This window comes from Escherichia sp. KTE31 (assembly GCF_000407925.1).
Lineage (GTDB): Bacteria > Pseudomonadota > Gammaproteobacteria > Enterobacterales > Enterobacteriaceae > Escherichia > Escherichia ruysiae.
Genome location: NZ_KE136726.1, coordinates 575887 through 597522 on the forward strand (window position 1 = coordinate 575887; position 21636 = coordinate 597522).

The 21636-nt window shown below is 49.5% G+C and carries 22 protein-coding genes and 1 other RNA gene; 14 read left to right on the plus strand and 9 right to left on the minus strand.

Annotation, left to right across the window (positions count from 1 at the left end; genetic code table 11):
- Positions 1-11: 11 nt before the first annotated feature.
- The 4 genes from tdcD to tdcA form a co-directional block, all read right to left on the minus strand.
- Positions 12-1220: a propionate kinase gene (tdcD, locus tag WES_RS02940; RefSeq protein WP_016159733.1), complete on the minus strand. Its 1209-nt coding sequence runs from the start codon at positions 1218-1220 to the stop codon at positions 12-14.
- Positions 1221-1245: 25 nt separating this feature from the next.
- On the minus strand, positions 1246-2577 hold the full coding sequence (gene tdcC, locus WES_RS02935; RefSeq protein ID WP_000107716.1) for a threonine/serine transporter TdcC: 1332 nt from the start codon (positions 2575-2577) through the stop codon (positions 1246-1248).
- A 21-nt stretch (positions 2578-2598) separates the two neighbouring features.
- The gene (tdcB, locus tag WES_RS02930) at positions 2599-3588 is read right to left on the minus strand and encodes a bifunctional threonine ammonia-lyase/L-serine ammonia-lyase TdcB (RefSeq protein ID WP_000548355.1); all 990 of its coding nucleotides are present in this window, start codon (positions 3586-3588) and stop codon (positions 2599-2601) included.
- A gap of 98 nt (positions 3589-3686) precedes the next feature.
- Positions 3687-4625, minus strand: coding sequence for a transcriptional regulator TdcA (gene tdcA / locus WES_RS02925; RefSeq protein WP_000104198.1), 939 nt, complete (start codon positions 4623-4625; stop codon positions 3687-3689).
- Between the two features lie 313 nt (positions 4626-4938).
- Between tdcA and tdcR the strand changes: the two genes are divergently transcribed.
- On the plus strand, positions 4939-5157 hold the full coding sequence (tdcR, locus tag WES_RS0121815; RefSeq protein WP_032147933.1) for a transcriptional activator TdcR: 219 nt from the start codon (positions 4939-4941) through the stop codon (positions 5155-5157).
- 234 nt (positions 5158-5391) lie between these two features.
- Here the strand turns inward: tdcR and rnpB are convergent.
- From rnpB to garL, 4 genes are all read right to left on the minus strand, one after another.
- Positions 5392-5768, minus strand: an RNA gene (gene rnpB / locus WES_RS22020) — RNase P RNA component class A.
- A gap of 32 nt (positions 5769-5800) precedes the next feature.
- Positions 5801-6946: a glycerate 2-kinase gene (gene garK, locus WES_RS02920; protein WP_016159731.1), complete on the minus strand. Its 1146-nt coding sequence runs from the start codon at positions 6944-6946 to the stop codon at positions 5801-5803.
- 96 nt (positions 6947-7042) lie between these two features.
- Positions 7043-7933 carry a 2-hydroxy-3-oxopropionate reductase gene (gene garR / locus WES_RS02915; protein WP_016159730.1) on the minus strand — a complete coding sequence of 297 codons (891 nt, stop codon included), beginning with the start codon at positions 7931-7933 and terminating at the stop codon, positions 7043-7045.
- Positions 7934-7962: 29 nt separating this feature from the next.
- Entirely contained in the window at positions 7963-8733 is a 771-nt protein-coding gene (gene garL / locus WES_RS02910; RefSeq protein WP_016159729.1) for a 2-dehydro-3-deoxyglucarate aldolase, read from the minus strand.
- A gap of 543 nt (positions 8734-9276) precedes the next feature.
- Between garL and garD the strand changes: the two genes are divergently transcribed.
- The 3 genes from garD (at position 9277) to yhaV (ending at position 11796) form a co-directional block, all read left to right on the plus strand.
- Positions 9277-10848, plus strand: coding sequence for a galactarate dehydratase (garD, locus tag WES_RS02905; protein WP_016159727.1), 1572 nt, complete (start codon positions 9277-9279; stop codon positions 10846-10848).
- A gap of 148 nt (positions 10849-10996) precedes the next feature.
- Positions 10997-11332 carry a type II toxin-antitoxin system antitoxin PrlF gene (gene prlF, locus WES_RS02900; RefSeq protein WP_016159726.1) on the plus strand — a complete coding sequence of 112 codons (336 nt, stop codon included), beginning with the start codon at positions 10997-10999 and terminating at the stop codon, positions 11330-11332.
- Positions 11332-11796 (plus strand): type II toxin-antitoxin system ribonuclease toxin YhaV, encoded by a 465-nt coding sequence (yhaV, locus tag WES_RS02895; RefSeq protein ID WP_016159725.1) that lies wholly within the window; start codon positions 11332-11334, stop codon positions 11794-11796. The genes prlF and yhaV overlap by 1 nt, the downstream gene beginning before the upstream one ends.
- 54 nt (positions 11797-11850) lie before the next feature.
- Here the strand turns inward: yhaV and agaR are convergent, their stop codons facing one another.
- The gene (gene agaR, locus WES_RS02890) at positions 11851-12660 is read right to left on the minus strand and encodes an aga operon transcriptional regulator AgaR (RefSeq protein ID WP_000072178.1); all 810 of its coding nucleotides are present in this window, start codon (positions 12658-12660) and stop codon (positions 11851-11853) included.
- Positions 12661-12909: 249 nt separating this feature from the next.
- Between agaR and kbaZ the strand changes: the two genes are divergently transcribed.
- From kbaZ to agaD, 10 genes are all read left to right on the plus strand, one after another.
- Entirely contained in the window at positions 12910-14190 is a 1281-nt protein-coding gene (kbaZ, locus tag WES_RS02885) for a tagatose-bisphosphate aldolase subunit KbaZ (RefSeq protein ID WP_016159724.1), read from the plus strand.
- Between the two features lie 22 nt (positions 14191-14212).
- Positions 14213-14686 (plus strand): PTS N-acetylgalactosamine transporter subunit IIB, encoded by a 474-nt coding sequence (gene agaV / locus WES_RS02880; RefSeq protein WP_016159723.1) that lies wholly within the window; start codon positions 14213-14215, stop codon positions 14684-14686.
- Between the two features lie 10 nt (positions 14687-14696).
- A complete protein-coding gene (agaW, locus tag WES_RS02875; protein ID WP_000406230.1) occupies positions 14697-15476 on the plus strand; it encodes a PTS N-acetylgalactosamine transporter subunit IIC in 780 nt (259 codons plus the stop codon).
- Positions 15466-16344, plus strand: coding sequence for a PTS N-acetylgalactosamine transporter subunit IID (gene agaE, locus WES_RS02870; RefSeq protein ID WP_010355080.1), 879 nt, complete (start codon positions 15466-15468; stop codon positions 16342-16344). The genes agaW and agaE overlap by 11 nt, the downstream gene beginning before the upstream one ends.
- Positions 16345-16361: 17 nt before the next feature.
- A complete protein-coding gene (gene agaF, locus WES_RS02865) occupies positions 16362-16796 on the plus strand; it encodes a PTS galactosamine/N-acetylgalactosamine transporter subunit IIA (protein WP_000948816.1) in 435 nt (144 codons plus the stop codon).
- Between the two features lie 427 nt (positions 16797-17223).
- Positions 17224-18378: an AgaS family sugar isomerase gene (locus WES_RS02860; protein WP_001114847.1), complete on the plus strand. Its 1155-nt coding sequence runs from the start codon at positions 17224-17226 to the stop codon at positions 18376-18378.
- Positions 18379-18390: 12 nt separating this feature from the next.
- Positions 18391-19251 carry a tagatose-bisphosphate aldolase subunit KbaY gene (kbaY, locus tag WES_RS02855; protein ID WP_016159722.1) on the plus strand — a complete coding sequence of 287 codons (861 nt, stop codon included), beginning with the start codon at positions 18391-18393 and terminating at the stop codon, positions 19249-19251.
- A gap of 165 nt (positions 19252-19416) precedes the next feature.
- Positions 19417-19893, plus strand: coding sequence for a PTS galactosamine transporter subunit IIB (gene agaB / locus WES_RS02850; protein WP_016159721.1), 477 nt, complete (start codon positions 19417-19419; stop codon positions 19891-19893).
- A gap of 37 nt (positions 19894-19930) precedes the next feature.
- Positions 19931-20734 carry a PTS galactosamine transporter subunit IIC gene (agaC, locus tag WES_RS02845; protein ID WP_016159720.1) on the plus strand — a complete coding sequence of 268 codons (804 nt, stop codon included), beginning with the start codon at positions 19931-19933 and terminating at the stop codon, positions 20732-20734.
- The gene (gene agaD, locus WES_RS02840; RefSeq protein WP_000534348.1) at positions 20724-21515 is read left to right on the plus strand and encodes a PTS galactosamine transporter subunit IID; all 792 of its coding nucleotides are present in this window, start codon (positions 20724-20726) and stop codon (positions 21513-21515) included. Before agaC ends, agaD begins: the two co-directional genes overlap by 11 nt.
- Positions 21516-21636 lie beyond the last annotated feature (121 nt).

Sequence of the window (21636 nt, forward strand, 5' to 3'; positions counted from 1 at the left end):
CTTCAACTAAATTATGCAAACTCTGCGGAGGCGTTAACTTTGCCTAAATGAATTGCATCTAAGGCAATCATTTTTTCTTCATTAGTCGGAATAACGGCGCAAATTACGCGCGCATTTTCACTGGAAATAATTCGTTCACCGTAGGAATTAGATTGATTATTCATTTCCACATCAATCTCAACGCCTAATACGGCTAAATGCTCCATGACCAGACGACGAATTAAACTTGAGTTCTCTCCTATTCCACCGGTAAATATAATGCCATCCAGACGATGTAATGAGGCGGCATGTCCGGCAATATGACGGGCAATTCGATGAACAAAAGTTTTAATTGCCAGTTGTGCGCGTTCGTGACCTTCATGCCAGGCTTTTTCCAGAACGCGTAAATCTGAAGACAGACCGGAAATACCTAATAATCCCGACTCTTTATTCACTACGCGTTCCAGATCGCCCAGGCTCTGATTGGTTTGACTGGCAATCCAGGACATCGCGCCGAAGTCGACATCACCACTGCGCGTCCCCATCATCAACCCTTCCAGCGGCGTCATTCCCATTGAAGTATCTACGCTCTGACCGTTACGAACCGCGCAGATTGACGCGCCATTGCCAAGATGCGCCACAACCAGCCCGGAGTCATCTTCCACAAGGTTCAGCAGAGAATGCGCTCGCTGGGAAACATAGCGATGTGACGTGCCGTGGAAACCATAACGGCGCACACCTAACTCTTCATAATATTTCCACGGCAGGCCGTATAAATAAGCCTCTGGTGCCATCGTCTGGTGGAAACTGGTATCAAATACCGCCACCTGAGTTACGCCAGGAAATAATTGCTGCGCCGATTCAATGCCACTTAAATTGGCGTAATTATGCAGCGGCGCCAGTGGAGAAACGCGACGGATATTATCAATGACTTCATCGGTAATAATGGCGGACTCGGTAAAAATACTCCCGCCGTGGGCGATGCGGTGGCCAATTAAAGCCACACTGCCATTTAAATTCCGTTTTTCCAGTTCAAATGCGATTGCTTTCAATGCACCTTCGTAGCTGTGGTGAGCCAGCGGTGCTGGCTCTCCCCCATTTACGGATAAGAATGCATTTTCCGAGTTAATACCGTCGGCAATACCTGACATTAATACTTCACAGTCGCTGGCATCAAGCACGGAAAACTTAATCGAAGACGAACCACAGTTAATAACCAAAACAACCGGAAATTCATTCATCTCTTTTCTCATCCTGAGTTATGGATTAAAACAGTTTGTATACGATGTTCAGGATGGTCAGCAGACCAATCACGGTAACAAACACGTTATCCAGACGACCACGGTATTTCGCCAGAGACGGCGCTTTACGGATGGCGTACATCGGCAACAGGCACAGCAGGGATGCGATAATCGGCGCGCCCATGGCTTCAATCAGATCCAGGATGTTCGGGTTGGCGTAGGCAACAACCCAGGTTGAACCCATGATGAAGATCATGCTGATAGTGTTCAGTTTGCCCGCAGAAACTTTGGTTTTGTCGCCTTTATAACCAAACTTCAGAACCAGGCCGTTCAGACCTTCCAGCGTCCCCAGATAGTGACCGAAGAAAGATTTGAAGATAGCAACCAGCGCGATGATGGACGCCGCATATTCCAGAATAATAGCGAACGTCGTTTTGGTGCCGGTCATGGATGCAAAGTGGTTAGCCAGGTAAGAAAGCACCGGAATGTTCTGCGCTTTTGCTTCCGCCATGTTCGCCGGAGACAGCGTAAACAGGCAGCTGAAGGCAAAGAACATGACCACTGCAACCATCAGCATACTGGCGCGAGAGATGATTTGTGAACATTTCTGCTCAGTGAAGTCACGACCAAAGTCTTTCTCATACTCTTCACGCTTAGAAACCACGAAAGAAGAGACGATTGGCGAGAAGTTGAAGGAGAAGACCATGATAGAAATCCCCAGCCAGACGGTGATCAGGATACCGTCATGACCAGTTAACGACAGCGCGCCAAGGTCAACTTGATCGATAACCGCAGAGTTCCAGTAAGGGATCAGCGACAGAGAAATCAGCACCAGGCTGGCGATAAAAGGCCATACCAGGTAGCTCATCACTTTAACCATCAGATCCTTACCAAACCAGATGACGAACGCCATCAGCAGCAGCAGGAACAGCGCCACAAAGCCACGGTTCAGAGGCGCAAAGCCGAGCTGGTTTTCCCAGAATGTCATAAAGGTGTTGGTGATGGTAACGCCATAAATCCACAACAGTGGGCAAATCGCGAAGAAATACAGGAACGTGATGACCACACCGCCGGTTTTACCAAAGTGCTCTTCTACCGTTTCCGTAATGTTGCCGGAAGGGTTAGAGCCAGAGAGACACAGACGCGCCAGCGCCCGGTGGCAATAAAACGCAATCGGGTATGCCAATACCAACATCAGAAGAATCGGGATCAGTCCGCCAAAACCTGCGCGGATAGGGAAGAACAGCACCCCGGCGCCGATTGCCGTACCAAACAAGCCTAACGTCCATGTGGTATCTGATTTACGCCAGGACGATTGTTTTGTCTGGCTGGATACAATGCTATCTGAAGTACTCATATCCTATCCTCAACGAATTAATTAAGCGTCAACGAAACCGGTGATTTGAGAGACGCGAGAAAGATCGATATTACCGCCAGAAATAATACTGACGGTTTTTCTGTTTTGAATATATTGGTCTAATTTACCGCTTAATAATGCAGCACATGCCAGAGCGCCAGCGCCTTCGGTGATGACTTTATTACGCTGAATTAAGGCAACCATACTGTTTCTGATTTCGTCTTCGCTGACCAGCACGATGTCATCGACTAATTCACGAACGATTTCGTAAGTTAAATTACCCGGGCGGGCGACATCACAACCATCCGCCAGGGTGCCGGTAGTTCGGTGCGTGGTTATTTCTCCGGAGTGGAAAGAAGCCGCCATGCCGTGAACGTTTTCTGACTGCACACCAATAACACGAATGGTCGGGTTAATAGATTTAATTGCCACCGCAATACCGGCAATTAAACCGCCACCGCCAATTGGCACAATGACGTTATCGACATCATAAAGATCTTCCATAATTTCCAGCCCAATGGTTCCCTGACCGGCAATCACTTTCGGATCATCATAAGGTGGAATAAAGATGCGTCCTTCCGTTTCGACAATTTCGCTCACTTTGGCGATGGTGTCGTTGAAGTTGTCGCCGTGCAGTACCACTTCAGCAGAGTAGTCACACGTTGCTGCAACTTTGGATTTTGGCGCGCCTTTCGGCATTACAACTTTACCATCAATCCCCAACATCGCACAGGAAAGCGAAACCCCTTGCGCGTGGTTCCCCGCTGAACAGGCCACTACACCTTTACGTTTCTCAGCATCAGTTAAGGAGCTTAATTTATTAAATGCGCCACGAATTTTAAATGAACCGGTACGCTGCATGTTTTCAAACTTAAGGAATATTTCACCTTTGCAACGTTCACTAAAATAGTTAGATCGAGGCATTCCTGTTTTATAAATTCGCCCAGCCAGACGTTGTTTTGCTTCAATAATGTCATCAATAGCAACCGGCAGATCGTATGTAATATGCATTATAAAACCTCTTAGCCTGAATTAAATATGTAGGTAACCGTAACCAGCACCTGCAAAAAGGCAGGTGGATTATTTATGTTTAAATAAAAAACAAATAACTAACAAGCTTCTATTAATTGCTTTCGTCTACACCCATTATAAGATGAATATTCTTTGGCTAATTCCACCAAAACCGATGCTGCTTTTTTAATACGATAATTTTTCGACCATACTGCGGCATATTGCGCTACCGGTAATGTTTCCTCAACCGGAATGGTAATAAATTGATTAGAACCAAAAGGTGAAGTCATATCGCAGGGAATCACGGTTAAGAAATCAGCATTGAGAACAAGATTATAAATTGTCACGACTGAGTCGGTTTTAACGATGTTTTCAATACTGATGCCATTTCTTTGTAACGTGGTGAGTAGTTCGCTGTAGTATCCCATATTCGTTTGCGGCAACACCCACTGTTCGTTCTTCAAAGACTCCAGCGTGGTGGTGCCGGTGGATGTTCGGGACTTACTGGCAACCAGCACAAACTCTGACTCGAACAGCGGCTCGACATGCAAATCCTGAAGCTTCATTTCTGCACTTAACGTACCTATCGCAAAATCCAGACGCCCGTCGCGGATAGCCGGTAAGAACGAGGACAATTGCGCTTCATACATTGAAACCTGCGCTTTCGGGAACACCTCTTTGAATTTGTTGATCATCCCGGACATAAAGGTAAAGCCAATCAGCGATGGAAAACCAAATGAGACCTCCACGACTGCATCAGAGGACATACCGCTAATCTCATTAACCATATTTTTCATTTCGCGGGTAATGGATTCGGAGCGTGAGAGCAACAATTGACCAGCTGGCGTCAGCGTTACACCGGTATTTTTCCGCACCACTAATTCCACGCCAAAATAATCTTCGATATCGTTAATGATTTTACTTACCGCTGGTTGAGTTAACCCTAATTCTTTTGCAGCCGAGCCAATAGAGCCACTTCTGATGACTTCCTGAAAGACTACCAGGTGTTGCGTTTTAGGAAGAAGAATAGTGCTCATAACAACCCGCGTTAATTACCTCATTGACGGTATGAAGTGTATCAAAATGCAATGAATAGGATATGTGCGACCACTCACAAATTAACTTTCAATAGTTTTCCAGGCATATCCTTAAAGACATATAATCATTTAATATCAATGAGTTATATAAATAAAATCAACACAAAGGCTGACTTTTATCAAAAAAACAAGGGGGGATAACCATATTTTATGGCGATAACAGCGCACTTAATTTTTGTTATTAAAAAATGCTCTTAGACGATATTTCAAGCAATTATCGTGTATTTCGCAGACGAATTTTAAGTTAAATTTAATGAGCAAGTTATCAAATTTTATTATAAATAAATCATTTCCACAGATAAATAATGCGGTACGTCACATTTTTTTTCGCCATTTGTTGGAGATAGAACATTTATTTTATCAATATTTTAAAATTTCGAATACAAATATTGATCATCTCGAACAATTGATTAACGTCAATCATTGTCTCTTTTGTAGAACGTCATTTTGTGAATGCAATCGTTTTCCATGATTTATTGTCGCATTCCGGTTGCGGAACAGCATTTTGTGTTGAGGATCACAAAACTAATAATTGCAATTCGCAAGTAAGCTATCAGAAGAGAGCACAGGGTGACTAAAAAGAGTGTTTATATTGAACCAACAAGCCGCTTTCTTTTGGGTATAGTGTCGTGGACAGTCATTCATCTTACCGCTCGCTCCAAAAGCAAAAACCCGCCAGTTTTGCACTGGCGGGTTTCTGTTGAAGAGGTGAAACTGACCGATAAGCCGGGTTCTGTCGTGGACAGTCATTCATCTAGGCCAGCAATCGCTCACTGGCTCAAGCAGCCTACCCGGGTTCAGTACGGGCCGTACCTTATGAACCCCTATTTGGCCTTGCTCCGGGTGGAGTTTACCGTGCCACGGACTGTTACCAGCCGCGCGGTGCGCTCTTACCGCACCCTTTCACCCTTACCTGATCCCACTTGCGTGAGCCATCGGCGGTTTGCTCTCTGTTGCACTGGTCGTGGGTTTCCCCCCCAGGCGTTACCTGGCACCCTGCCCTATGGAGCCCGGACTTTCCTCCCCTCCGCCCGTCTCCCCCGAAGAGGACGACGACGAAGCGGCGACTGTCTGGTCAGCTTCGGCGCGCAGTATAGAGGGTTTGCGCGCCCTTGTCACCCCGCGTCGCGCATTCCAATCGCCAGCGTCGCGGCGATATTGCGCGAAGCACGGTAAATATTGTCATAAGCCCCGCTGAAAGCTTCATCCAGCGTAACAATACTGTTCAACACGCTGAATACAGCATCGATGCCATGCTGATGCACAACGCCGACATCCTTCGTCAGACTACCCGCAATACCAATTACCGGTTTATTGTATTTCTTCGCGACGTTCGCTACGCCAATCGGCACTTTACCGTGAATGCTCTGGCTATCAATGCGACCTTCTCCGGTGATCACCAACGAGCAATCATGAATATGTTCTTCCAGATTGAGCGCCGTCGTCACAATTTCAATGCCGCTCTTTAGCTCTGCGCCAAGAAACGCCATTAGCGCCGCCCCCATGCCGCCTGCCGCCCCTGCACCAGGAACGTTTTTCACATCAACATGCAGCGATTTTTTGATGACATCAGCATAGTGAGAGAGATTCTTGTCCAGCTCGATAATCGTGGCCTCATTAGCCCCTTTTTGCGGGCCAAAGATACGCGAAGCACCGTTATCGCCCACCAGCGGATTAGTGACATCGCAGGCGACGCGAATAGCGCAATCTTTTAAACGCGGATCGAGGCCGGAAATATCAATATCATTCAGGGTATTAAGACTGCCGCCGCCAAAACCGATTTCATTACCGTTGACATCGCTTAACTTCGCCCCCAGCGCCTGCATCATCCCCGCGCCGCCGTCGTTGGTGGCACTGCCGCCGATGCCAATAATAATGCTGGTCGCGCCACTCTCCAGCGCCTGTAAAATTAACTCCCCCGTGCCGCGAGAAGTCGTCACCAACGGATCACGCTTTTCCGACGGTACTAACGCCAGCCCACTGGCCGCCGCCATTTCAATAAACGCGGTTTTACCATCGCCAGAGATCCCCCAACTGGCATTCACCTTTTCGCCCAGTGGCCCTGTAACCCAGGCGTGACGTTCGAAACCCTGGGTGGCTGCAATCATCGCTTCCACTGTTCCTTCGCCGCCATCAGCAACCGGAACCGAAACGTACTGTGCATCAGGAAAAATTTCCCGAAATCCTTCTTCTATCGCCTGCGCAACCTCGCTGGCAGATAAACTTTCTTTATAAGAGTCTGGGGCGATTACGATTTTCATACCTGTGCCTGTTACCACATGACGCCGGAGGGCGTTTCTCTTATTCGGCCTGGATTCCAGACCCGGATTGCAATACGCCATCCGGGCGCGACGCCATTAACGAGTAACTTCGACTTTTGCCAGTTTTTCGTAGTAGCACGCCAGGGCGCTATGATCCGCCGTTCCCAAACCATCGGCACGCAGTGCCTGCATCATCTCCATAACCGCAGCAGTTAGCGGCAATTGCGCACCAACGCCGTGAGAGGTATCCAGCGCATTCGCCAGATCTTTAATATGCAGATCAATACGGAAGCCTGGCTTGAAGTTTCTGTCCATGACCATCGGCGCTTTAGCATCAAGAACGGTACTGCCAGCCAGCCCACCGCGAATTGCCTGATACACCAACTCCGGGTTAACGCCCGCTTTGGTTGCCAGCGTTAACGCTTCTGACATCGCGGCAATATTCAGCGCCACAATGACCTGATTTGCCAGTTTAGTGACGTTACCTGCACCGATCTCCCCGGTATGCACCACGGAACCCGCCATCGCTTTCATCAAATCATAGTATTTGTCGAAAATAACCTTGTCGCCGCCCACCATCACAGACAGCGTACCGTCGATGGCTTTCGGTTCACCGCCGCTCACCGGGGCGTCCAGCATATCAATACCTTTCGCTTTCAGTGCTTCGCTGATTTCACGGCTTGCCAGCGGAGCGATTGAACTCATATCGATCAATACCGTACCTGGCTTCGCGCCTTCAATAATGCCATTTTCACCCAACGCCACCTCTTTCACATGAGGGGAGTTTGGCAGCATGGTTATGATGACATCGCACTGTTCAGCGACAGCTTTAGCCGTAGACGCTGTTTCTGCGCCTGCGGCAATCACTTCAGCAATGGCTTCAGGGTTACGGTCAGCAACCACCAGCGAGTAACCTGCTTTCAGGAGGTTTTTACTCATTGGTTTACCCATAATACCCAGGCCAATAAAACCAACTTTCATAGTCATATCAATCATCTCTCTTGTTGCGGTGGTGGTTATTTTTTAAAGGTATCTGCCAATTTCTGCGTGGCGGAACGGAATACGCCGAGATCGCTGCCGACGGCCACAAACGTAGCGCCCCATTCCAGATAACGACGCGCATCGGCTTCGACAGGGGCGAGGATGCCGCAGGGTTTGCCGTTGGCTCTGGCGCGATTAAAAATATGTTGAATCGCTTTTTGCACATCCGGATGTGACGCATTGCCGAGATGGCCTAATGCCGCCGCCAGATCGCTGGGGCCAACAAAGATACCGTCTACGCCATCGGTTGCAGAGATAGCATCAACGTTATCAACACCTTGCTGGCTTTCGATTTGCACCAGAATGGTGATGTTCTTATTCGACTGAGCGAAGTAATCCACCACGGTGCCAAACATATTGGCGCGGTGAGAAACGGACACGCCGCGAATACCTTCTGGTGGATAACGGGTAGATGCCACCGCCTGCACTGCTTCTTCTTTCGTTTCGACAAAGGGAATCAGGAAGTTATAAAAACCGATATCCAGCAGACGCTTAATAATTACCGGTTCGTTGGTCGGTACACGCACCACTGGCGCGCTGACGCTCCCCTTCAGAGCCATCAACTGAGGAATGAACGTGGAGATATCGTTTGGCGCATGTTCGCCATCCAGCACCAGCCAGTCAAAGCCAGCTAAACCAAGAACTTCAGTGCTAATTGGGTTAGAAAGTGCTGACCAGCAGCCAATCTGTACCTGTTTCGCTGCCAACGCGGCTTTGAACTTATTTGGGAAAATATCGTTATTCATCGCTTATACCTTTGCTTATTTCTGCAATTCCATACGTTTAATGTCGCCAGTCAGGCTTCCCGGTGCAGTATTGAAAGAGGGCAATCTCTTCGATGACAATAAAAATAGGCAGTAAGATTAAAAAGGCACATGCGTTCCTTATTCAGCAATCCCACTAATTATGTTTATATTCCGTCGATAGCAAAAAGGTCAGTGCTATTTATTAAATATTCTCTTAACGAATATTGACCCTGTTCAATAATAAATCTGTTTTCGACAATGAGTATAATCAGACCAGAAATAATAGGCATTGTGCAAATGCTCATTATGATTGCCTGATATAAATATTATTTTGAGCATATGCCTATCACGCTGCGTGCCAATGCACATATTTACGCTTTGCCGGCCCCTGTCGCCCTGCTATCACGATAATTAGTGATGTTGATCACATACTGACTTTTCATCTCCTGACACTCTTATTCCATCTCACAGATGAAATTATTTCTGTCATCAGAATCACTCAACATAAATTTATTATTACCAGCGACCGGAGAAAACGGGATAATGGCCAACATCGAAATCAGGCAAGAAACGCCGACTGCGTTTTATATAAAAGTTCACGACACAGATAATGTGGCAATTATTGTTAATGATAATGGCCTGAAAGCAGGAACACGTTTCCCGGACGGACTGGAATTAATTGAACATATACCCCAGGGGCATAAAGTCGCATTAGTTGATATCCCTGCGAATAGCGAAATTATTCGTTACGGTGAAGTGATTGGTTATGCCGTGCGCGCAATCCCACGCGGAAGTTGGATCGACGAATCAATGGTCGTACTGCCGGAAGCGCCGCCGTTACACACGCTGCCACTGGCAACTAAAGTGCCGGAACCCTTACCGCCGCTTGAAGGTTATACCTTTGAGGGCTATCGCAATGCCGATGGCAGCGTGGGCACCAAAAACCTGCTCGGCATCACCACCAGCGTGCATTGTGTGGCGGGCGTGGTGGATTACGTGGTGAAAATCATTGAGCGTGACCTGCTGTCGAAATACCCGAACGTCGATGGTGTGGTGGGGCTGAATCACCTGTACGGTTGTGGCGTGGCGATTAACGCTCCGGCGGCGGTGGTGCCTATTCGTACTATTCACAACATTTCGCTTAACCCAAACTTTGGCGGCGAGGTGATGGTGATTGGTCTGGGTTGCGAGAAATTGCAGCCTGAACGCCTGCTGGTCGGCACGGATGATGTACAGGCTATTCCAGTGGAAAGTGCCAGTATTGTCAGCTTGCAGGATGAAAAGCATGTCGGTTTTCAGTCCATGGTCGAGGATATTTTGCAGGTTGCCGAGCACCACCTGCACAAATTAAATCAACGGCAGCGAGAAACCTGTCCGGCTTCAGAACTGGTTGTCGGTATGCAGTGCGGCGGCAGCGATGCGTTTTCTGGTGTAACGGCAAACCCGGCAGTGGGCTATGCATCTGATCTACTGGTGCGCTGCGGCGCAACGGTGATGTTCTCAGAAGTAACGGAAGTGCGTGACGCGATCCATCTGCTGACACCGCGCGCTATTAATGAAGAGGTCGGCAAGCGCCTGCTGGATGAGATGGAGTGGTACGACAACTATCTTGATATGGGAAAAACCGACCGCAGCGCCAACCCTTCGCCGGGCAACAAGAAAGGCGGTCTGGCAAACGTGGTGGAAAAGGCACTCGGCTCCATTGCCAAATCAGGTAAAAGCGCGATTGTTGAAGTGCTGTCACCCGGACAGCGCCCGACCAAACGCGGATTAATTTACGCCGCGACGCCAGCCAGCGATTTCGTCTGTGGCACCCAACAGGTGGCTTCAGGGATTACCGTGCAAGTATTTACGACTGGTCGCGGCACACCATACGGTCTGATGGCAGTGCCGGTCATTAAAATGGCAACCCGCACCGAACTGGCGAACCGCTGGTTTGATTTGATGGATATTAATGCGGGCACTATCGCCACCGGCGAAGAGACCATTGAAGAGGTGGGCTGGAAGCTGTTCCACTTTATTCTTGACGTCGCCAGCGGGAAGAAGAAAACCTTCTCGGATCAATGGGGACTGCATAACCAACTGGCAGTATTTAACCCGGCACCGGTGACCTGATTTCTTTTGGAACGCGCCTTGCAAAACATGGCCTTAGTGCCATGTTTTTATTGTTTCAAGTCCCCTCATCCATTAATAATGCATTTGCATTACCTTAGTTGAAGATTATAATTTGAGCAGAAAAAAGGCTGTAAAAGGACAGTGAACAATGCCCGCTAATGCTCGCTCTAACGCTGTACTGACCACTGAATCAAAGGTCACGATACGCGGACAAACAACTATCCCCGCGCCAGTGCGTGAGGCCTTAAAACTGAAGCCAGGCCTGGACAGCATTCATTACGAAATCCTGCCTGGTGGGCAAGTATTTATGTGCCGTGTGGGAGATGAACAGGAGGATCATACTATGAATGCATTTTTGCGTTTTCTGGATGCAGATATCCAGAACAACCCGCAAAAAACTCGTCCATTCGAAATTCAACAAGGAAAAAGACTTGTCGCTGGCATGGACGTCAACATTGATGATGAGATTGGCGACGACGAATAATGGATTTTCCACAAAGGGTTAATGGTTGGGCGCTATATGCTCATCCCTGCTTTCAGGAAACCTACGACGCTTTAGTTGCCGAAGTTGAGACATTAAAGGGAAAAGATCCTGAAAATTATCAGAAAAAAGCCGCCACAAAGTTATTGGCGGTAGTACATAAAGTTATTGAGGAGCATATCACGGTCAATCCATCATCACCGGCATTCCGTCATGGCAATTCGTTAGGCTCAGGGAAAAATAAAGACTGGTCACGGGTAAAATTTGGCACTGGTCGTTATCGTCTCTTCTTTCGTTACAGCGAAAAAGAGAAAGTCATCATTCTTGGATGGATGAACGATGAAAACACGCTGCGCACCTACGGTAAAAAAACAGATGCCTATACCGTATTCAGCAAAATGTTAAAAAGAGGACATCCTCCTGCCGACTGGGAAACCCTCACCAGAGAGACTGAAGAAACCCATTGATGGTGTTCACAATGCCCGCCGAACGCATCCGTTTTGACCAGCGGGCACCATTTCTCACTCCCCGACCAGAATCACCTCAACCCCAGCCTTTCGCAGCCCTTCCAGACTATCCGCAGGAATGCCTTCATCGACAATGATCATGTCGATCCGTTGAGTATCGATGATCTTATGTAAACTGGAGCGGTTGAACTTACTGGAATCGGTGACCACGATGATCCGTTCCGCAACTTCGCACATCCGGCGGTTTAAACGAGCTTCATCTTCATTATGCGTACTGACGCCACGCTCCAGATCGATAGCGTCTACGCCGAGAAACAGCATATCGAAGTGGTAATTTTGCAGCGATTGTTCAGCCTGATCGCCGTAAAAAGATTGCGACTGGCGGCGCAGATGCCCTCCGGTCATCAGCAGTTCAACGCCCTCCGCTTCCAGCAAAGCATTCGCCACGTTCATACCATTGGTCATCGCAATCACATCGGTGTGCTTGCGCATCAGACGGGCAATCTCAAAGGTGGTGGTTCCGGAATCGAGGATCACCCGATGACCTGGCTTAATCAACTCAACGGCAGCTTTCGCAACGCTGCGTTTCATCGCCGTGTTCAGCGCGCTTTTATCTTCTACCGAAGGCTCGACTGACGGCGTCGAGCCATCGCAGATCAGCGCGCCGCCGTAGGCACGCACGGCAATCCCCTGTTTTTCCAGAAACGCCAGATCGTTGCGGATTGTCACAGTAGATACACCATACAATGCCGACAGATCGTTAACCTGCACACTCCCTTGCTGACGCAGGCGCTGAATGATCTGCTCTCTTCGCTCGCTGGTGCCAGTCACTCGCTTCTCACCTGATGCGTCGGTATTACTCATAGTAAATCCTTTCGTAAATCTTTCGTTTCATTTCGTTTTTCTTATTAACGCCTTTCTATTAACCAAATGCAAGCCCACATTGCCTATTGACGTAAGCGACTCTTGTTTCAGTAACTTTCATTATGTTTCTTTTGTGAATCAGATCAGAAAACCATTACCTTTCGTTTTATTTTTACCTCACCATGGCGCAGTATAAATTGAAACAAAACGAAAGATTAACAATGGCAATTATTTGGTCTGGAGAAGAAAGTGAAATATCTGATAGAAATGGTGAGACAGCACAAAGAGGGCAAAACAAATGGGATTTATGCCGTTTGCTCCGCACATCCGCTAGTGCTGGAAGCTGCCATCCACTATGCCTTCGCAAACCAAACGCCGTTACTGATTGAAGCAACCTCCAATCAGGTGGATCAGTTCGGCGGTTATACCGGAATGACGCCCGCCGATTTTCGCGGCTTTGTTTGCCAGCTTGCCGACTCGCTGAATTTCCCGCAAAACGCGTTGATTCTCGGTGGCGACCATCTGGGGCCAAACCGCTGGCAGAATCTGCCTGCCGCTCAGGCGATGGCCAATGCCGATGATTTGATTAAAAGCTACGTCGCGGCGGGGTTCAAAAAAATCCATCTTGATTGCAGCATGTCCTGTCAGGGCGATCCGGTTCCCTTAACCGATGACATCGTGGCTGAACGCGCTGCCCGTCTGGCAAAAGTCGCGGAAGAAACCTGCCGCGAACACTTTGGCGAGGCCGATCTGGTGTATGTCATCGGCACCGAAGTTCCGGTGCCCGGCGGCGCTCATGAAACCTTAAGCGAACTGGCGGTCACTACGCCCGATGCCGCCCGCGCCACGCTGGAAGCCCATCGTCACGCCTTTGAAAAGCAAGGTCTGAATGCCCTGTGGCCACGCATCATTGCCCTGGTGGTACAACCCGGCGTCGAATTCGATCACACCAACGTTATTGATTATCAGCCCGCAAAAGCGACCGCCTTAAGCCAGATGGTCGAAAACTACCAAACGCTGATTTTCGAAGCTCACTCTACCGATTATCAAACGCCGCAATCACTACGCCAGTTGGTAATCGACCACTTTGCCATTCTGAAAGTTGGCCCGGCGCTGACCTTCGCCCTACGTGAAGCCCTGTTTTCTCTGGCGGCGATTGAAGAAGAACTGGTGCCAGCGAAAGCCTGTTCCAGTCTGCGTCAGGTCCTGGAAAACGTGATGCTTGACCGTCCGGAATACTGGCAAAGCCACTACCACGGTGACGGCAACGCACGTCGTCTGGCACGCGGTTACAGCTACTCAGATCGTGTGCGCTACTACTGGCCGGACAGCCAGATTGATGACGCTTTCGTCCATCTGGTTCGTAACCTGGCGGATGCGCCAATTCCGCTACCACTCATCAGCCAGTATCTGCCGCTGCAATACGTCAAAGTTCGCTCCGGCGAGCTACAGCCAACGCCGAGGGCGCTCATTATCAACCATATTCAGGACATCCTGGCGCAGTACCACACAGCCTGTGGAGGCCAATAACCAAAACAAAGAGGAACACGCTATGCCAAATATTGTTTTAAGCCGGATCGATGAACGCTTGATTCACGGTCAGGTCGGCGTTCAGTGGGTCGGATTTGCGGGGGCAAATCTGGTTCTGGTAGCCAATGACGAGGTAGCCGAAGATCCGGTACAACAAAACCTGATGGAAATGGTACTGGCAGAAGGGATCGCTGTGCGTTTCTGGTCGTTGCAGAAAGTGATCGACAACATCCATCGCGCCGCTGACCGGCAGAAAATCCTGCTGGTTTGCAAAACACCAGCCGATTTCCTGACGCTGGTGAAAGGTGGTGTCCCGGTGAGTCGCATTAATGTTGGCAATATGCATTACGCCAATGGCAAGCAACAAATCGCCAAAACGGTTTCTGTAGATGCGGGTGATATCGCGGCGTTTAACGATCTGAAAACCGCCAGAGTGGAATGCTTCGTTCAGGGCGTCCCGACAGAACCTGCTGTGGAGCTCTTTAAATTACTTTGAGGGATTCATCATGGAAATCAGTCTGTTGCAGGCATTCGTGTTGGGCATTCTCGCCTTTATCGCTGGCCTGGATATGTTTAACGGCTTAACCCATATACACCGCCCGGTGGTTCTTGGGCCGTTGGTTGGGCTGGTACTTGGCGATCTACATACCGGTATTTTAACCGGCGGTACGCTGGAACTGGTATGGATGGGGCTGGCTCCGCTGGCTGGCGCACAGCCACCTAACGTCATTATCGGTACTATCGTCGGTACGGCATTTGCTATTACCACCGGCGTGAAACCCGATGTCGCAGTCGGTGTCGCCGTGCCTTTCGCCGTCGCGGTACAGATGGGGATTACCTTCCTGTTCTCGGTGATGTCTGGCGTAATGTCCCGTTGTGACCGGATGGCGGAAAATGCCGATACACGCGGCATTGAGCGAGTGAACTATCTGGCACTGCTGGCGCTCGGCACCTTCTATTTTCTTTGTGCTTTCCTGCCGATTTACTTCGGCGCGGAACATGCCAAAACCATCATTGATGTCCTGCCGCAACGGTTAATCGACGGCCTTGGCGTTGCAGGCGGCATCATGCCAGCAATCGGTTTTGCCGTGCTGCTGAAAATCATGATGAAAAACGTTTACATCCCCTACTTCATCCTGGGCTTTGTTGCCGCCGCCTGGCTCAAGTTACCGGTGCTGGCTATTGCTGCCGCCGCGCTGGCTATGGCGCTGATCGACCTACTACGTAAATCTCCTGAACCGACTCAACCTGCGGCACAGAAAGAGGAATTTGAAGATGGCATCTAATCAAACGACCTTGCCGAACGTCAGTGAAAACGAAGAAACACTGCTGACTGGCGTCAATGAAAACGTATATGACGATCAGAGCATTGGCGCAGAGCTGACGAAAAAAGATATCAACCGCGTCGCCTGGCGTTCCATGCTGTTACAGGCTTCGTTCAACTACGAACGTATGCAGGCTTCCGGCTGGCTGTACGGTCTGCTGCCTGCACTGAAAAAGATCCACACCAATAAACGCGACCTGGCGCGTGCCATGAAAGGCCATATGGGCTTTTTCAATACTCACCCGTTTCTGGTGACGTTTGTTATCGGCATTATCCTCGCGATGGAACGCTCAAAACAGGACGTGAACAGTATTCAGAGCACCAAGATTGCCGTTGGTGCGCCGCTCGGCGGGATTGGCGATGCGATGTTCTGGCTAACGCTGCTGCCAATTTGCGGCGGGATTGGCGCCAGTCTGGCGCTGCAAGGCTCCATTCTCGGCGCTGTGGTATTTATCGTGTTATTCAACGTGGTGCATCTCGGTCTGCGTTTTGGTCTTGCGCATTACGCTTATCGAATGGGCGTCGCGGCGATCCCGCTAATTAAAGCGAATACCAAAAAAGTCGGTCATGCGGCGTCTATCGTTGGGATGACGGTGATCGGCGCGCTGGTAGCAACCTATGTCCGATTAAGCACCACGCTGGAAATCACGGCGGGCGACGCAGTGGTTAAGCTACAGACTGACGTTATCGACAAACTGATGCCTGCCTTCTTGCCGCTGGTCTATACCCTGACCATGTTCTGGCTGGTACGTCGCGGCTGGAGTCCGCTGCGCCTGATTGCAATCACTGTGGTTCTCGGCATCGTCGGTAAATTCTGTCATTTCCTTTAAATACAATGAGGTATTAGATGTTAAGTATTATTTTGACAGGGCATGGCGGATTTGCCAGCGGCATGGAAAAAGCAATGAAGCAAATCCTCGGTGAGCAATCGCAGTTTATCGCCATTGATTTTCCAGAAACCTCAAACACTGCGCTGCTTACATCGCAGCTTGAAGAGGCTATCGCCCAACTGGATTGTGAAGACGGCATTGTTTTTCTGACGGATTTGCTGGGAGGCACGCCGTTTCGCGTAGCTTCAACGCAGGCGATGCAAAAACCGGGCTGTGAAGTGATCACCGGCACCAATTTGCAACTATTACTGGAAATGGTGCTGGAGCGCGAAGGGTTAAGCAGCGAAGAATTCCGCGTGCAGGCGCTGGAGTGCGGACACCGTGGGCTGACCAGTCTGGTGGACGAATTAGGCCGCTGCCATAAAGAATGTCCGGTCGAGGAAGGAATATAAGGTAAACGCCCCTCCACTGTTGGTAAAAGACAGTGAGTGGCGTTTTACACTTTCGTTTCTTTATCTGGCTTTCACTTCCCCTACGAGACTTTTTTCTTTTGTTTTGACTTTTGCACCGGTGTCGGATGCGACGCTGACGCGTCTTATTCGACCTACGGCTGGGCAGGTGGCAGCCTGGCTGGATCAGGCGTTTACGCCGCATCCGGCAATCGGTGCAAATATCCCCCCATCACGCAATACCTTTATCTTCCCTTGTCTTTTCTTTCAACGATCACAAATTTCGTTTTATTTCTTTCTTCATTGTTGAACTTTCAGTTTCTTTTCTATAAATTTTAATCAACGAAAGACATCGTCAAGTGAAATGAAACGAAAGGCAAGCGAAAGCGATAATGCCAGACGTCAAGTTCATCAAACTAAGGATTTAGTTATGCCAGAAAATTACCCCCCTGCGACCACCACCACCGGCACATGGACTGAAGAAGAGATCCGCCATCAGCCTCGCGCGTGGCTTCGTTCGCTCGCCAACATTGACGCGCTACGTTCCGCGCTCAACGGTTTCCTTGCACCGTTACTGCGCAAAGAGGATCTGCGGATAATCCTGACCGGAGCCGGAACCTCGGCATTTATCGGTGACATCATCGCGCCGTGGCTCACCAGCCATACCGGCAAAAACTTCAGCGCCATACCAACCACCGATCTGGTTACCAATCCAATGGACTATCTGAATCCAGCGCATCCGCTGCTGTTGATCTCCTTCGGTCGATCCGGCAATAGCCCGGAAAGCGTCGCCGCCGTGAAACTGGCAAATAAGTTTGTACCGGAGTGCTATCACCTGCCGATCACCTGCAATGAAGCGGGCGCTCTCTATCAAAACGCGATCAACAGCGATAACGCGTTTGCCCTACTGATGCCCGCAGAAACGCACGATCGCGGCTTTGCGATGACCAGCAGTATTACCACCATGATGGCCAGCTGCCTCGCGGTTTTCGCACCTGAGATGATCAACAGCCAGACCTTCCGCGATGTGGCGGATCGTTGCCAGGCGATCCTGACCTCGCTCGGCGATTTCAGCGAAGGCGTGTTTGGTTACGCGCCGTGGAAGCGGATCGTTTATCTCGGTAGCGGTGGCTTACAGGGCGCGGCACGCGAGTCGGCGTTGAAAGTGCTGGAACTGACAGCGGGTAAACTGGTGGCCTTTTATGATTCCCCGACCGGATTCCGTCATGGCCCGAAATCACTGGTCGATGACGAAACGCTGGTGGTGGTGTTTGTCTCCAGCCACCCCTACACCCGTCAGTATGATCTTGATCTGCTGGCAGAACTCCGCCGCGATAACCAGGCAATGCGCGTGATCGCCATCGCCGCTGAAAGCAACGACACTATCGCCGCCGGCCCGCATATCATCCTGCCGCCATCCCGTCACTTTATCGACGTTGAGCAGGCATTTTGCTTCCTGATGTACGCCCAGACGTTTGCACTGATGCAGTCGCTACATATGGGCAATACGCCGGATTCCCCATCAGCCAGTGGCACCGTAAACCGCGTGGTGCAAGGCGTAATTATTCATCCGTGGCAGGCATAAGAGGATCGCATTATGAGCATTATCTCCACCAAATATCTGTTACAAGACGCCCAGGCCAATGGCTACGCGGTGCCTGCGTTTAACATCCATAACGCCGAGACGATCCAGGCGATCCTCGAAGTGTGCAGTGAAATGCGATCGCCGGTGATCCTCGCCGGGACGCCTGGCACCTTTAAACATATCGCGCTGGAAGAGATCTACGCCCTGTGTAGCGCCTATTCCACAACCTACAACATGCCGCTGGCACTGCATCTCGACCACCACGAATCGCTCGATGATATTCGCCGTAAAGTCCACGCTGGCGTGCGCAGCGCGATGATCGATGGCAGTCACTTCCCGTTTGCTGAAAACGTGAAACTGGTGAAATCGGTTGTCGACTTCTGCCACTCGCAGGATTGCAGTGTGGAAGCCGAACTGGGCCGTCTGGGAGGCGTGGAAGATGATATGAGTGTTGACGCAGAAAGCGCGTTCCTCACCGACCCACAAGAAGCCAGACGCTTTGTCAAACAGACTGGCGTCGACAGCCTGGCGGTAGCGATTGGTACGGCGCATGGCCTGTACAGAAAAATACCGAAAATTGATTTTCAGCGGCTGGCGGAAATTCGTGAAATGGTAGACATCCCTCTGGTACTGCATGGCGCCAGCGATGTCCCGGATGAATTTGTTCGCTGGACTATTAAACTGGGTGTGACGAAAGTTAATGTCGCAACAGAATTAAAAATAGCCTTCGCCGGCGCGGTTAAAGCGTGGTTTGCGGAAAATCCGCAGGGTAATGATCCTCGCTATTATATGCGCGTCGGCATGGATGCAATGAAAGAAGTGGTCAGAAATAAAATTAATGTCTGTGGTTCAGCAAATCGCATTTCAGCATAATCATTAAGTTTATACAATTTATTAATAAGTACTGCTCGACTAATATCGGGTAGTGCCTTAATGGCAAAGGAAATGAGTAAACCGTAATAAATACATCAGTACAATATCGTAACGATAATATATTTTAAAATTATATTATTCAATTTTTATGGTGAGGATTACATAATGAGCAGTCCAAATATTCTCTTAACCCGTATTGATAACCGTCTGGTTCATGGCCAGGTTGGCGTGACCTGGACATCCACCATCGGTGCGAATCTGCTGGTGGTCGTGGATGATGTTGTCGCTAACGATGATATTCAGCAGAAACTGATGGGTATTACTGCGGAAACCTACGGCTTTGGTATCCGCTTCTTTACTGTCGAAAAAACCATTAACGTCATCGGCAAAGCAGCGCCACATCAGAAGATTTTCCTGATTTGCCGTACGCCGCAAACGGTACGTAAATTGGTCGAGGGTGGTATTGACCTGAAAGATGTCAACGTCGGTAACATGCATTTCTCGGAAGGGAAGAAGCAAATCAGCAGTAAAGTTTATGTTGATGCTCAGGATTTTGCCGACTTACGTTTCATTAAACAACGCGGCGTGAATGTTTTTATTCAGGATGTCCCCGGCGATCAAAAAGAACAAATCCCTGACTAGATCTAAAATCGCCTTAATATTAGTTTGAGGTAATAAAATGCATGAAATAACCCTAATTCAGGGATTATCCCTGGCGGCGTTAGTATTCGTTCTGGGGATTGATTTTTGGCTGGAAGCCTTATTTTTATTCCGCCCGATAATCGTTTGTACACTGACTGGCGCTATTCTCGGTGATATTCAGACTGGCTTAATTACCGGTGGCCTGACAGAACTGGCTTTCGCCGGATTAACCCCTGCTGGTGGTGTTCAGCCGCCTAACCCGATTATGGCCGGTCTGATGACTACCGTTATTGCATGGTCTACGGGCGTCGATGCCAAAACGGCGATTGGTCTTGGCCTGCCGTTCAGCCTGTTAATGCAGTACGTCATTCTGTTCTTCTATTCGGCATTCTCGCTATTTATGAGCAAAGCCGATAAATGCGCCAAAGAGGCGGATACAGCAGCGTTTTCCCGACTTAACTGGACAACGATGCTGATTGTTGCCTTTTCGTATGCGGTGATTGCTTTCCTCTGTACTTACCTGGCGCAAGGTGCGATGCAGGCGCTGGTAAAAGCAATGCCCACATGGTTGACCCACGGCTTTGAAGTGGCTGGCGGTATTCTGCCTGCCGTCGGTTTTGGCTTGCTGCTGCGCGTGATGTTCAAAGCGCAATATATCCCTTACCTGATCGCCGGTTTCCTGTTTGTTTGCTACATCCAGGTCAGCAACCTGTTGCCGGTTGCCGTACTGGGCGCAGGCTTTGCGGTGTATGAGTTTTTCAATGCGAAATCCCGGCAGCAAGCGCAACCGCAGCCCGTTGCCAGTAAAAATGAAGAAGAGGACTACAGCAATGGGATCTGAAATCAGTAAAAAAGATATCACCCGTCTGGGCTTTCGTTCGTCGCTGCTGCAAGCGAGCTTTAACTACGAAAGGATGCAGGCTGGCGGCTTTACCTGGGCGATGTTGCCGATCCTGAAAAAGATTTATAAGGACGACAAACCGGGCTTAAGCGCGGCGATGAAAGATAATCTCGAATTTATTAATACCCACCCGAATCTGGTCGGATTCCTGATGGGGTTATTGATTTCGATGGAAGAGAAAGGAGAAAACCGCGACACCATTAAAGGTCTGAAAGTAGCGCTGTTTGGCCCAATCGCCGGGATTGGCGATGCGATTTTCTGGTTTACCTTGTTGCCGATTATGGCGGGGATTTGCTCATCGTTTGCCAGTCAGGGAAACCTGCTGGGGCCGATTCTGTTTTTCGCCGTTTACCTGCTTATCTTTTTCCTGCGCGTCGGCTGGACCCACGTCGGTTATTCAGTCGGCGTGAAGGCTATTGATAAAGTACGAGAGAACTCGCAAATGATCGCCCGTTCGGCAACCATCCTCGGGATCACGGTAATCGGCGGGCTGATCGCTTCGTATGTGCATATTAATGTGGTGACGTCGTTTGCTATCGACAGTAGCCACAGCGTCGCACTGCAACAGGATTTCTTCGATAAAGTCTTCCCGAATATTTTACCGATGGCCTATACCCTGCTGATGTATTACTTCCTGCGGGTGAAAAAAGCGCATCCGGTGCTGTTAATCGGCGTGACGTTTGTGCTCTCTATTGTTTGTTCCGCATTTGGCATTTTGTAAATGGAACAAGGCACTGCGTCTGACGCAGCCTCAGATTGTTGACAAAGTGCGCTTTGTTCATGCTGGATGCGGCGTTACCGCCTTATCCGGCCTACAAAACTATGCAAATTCAATATATTGC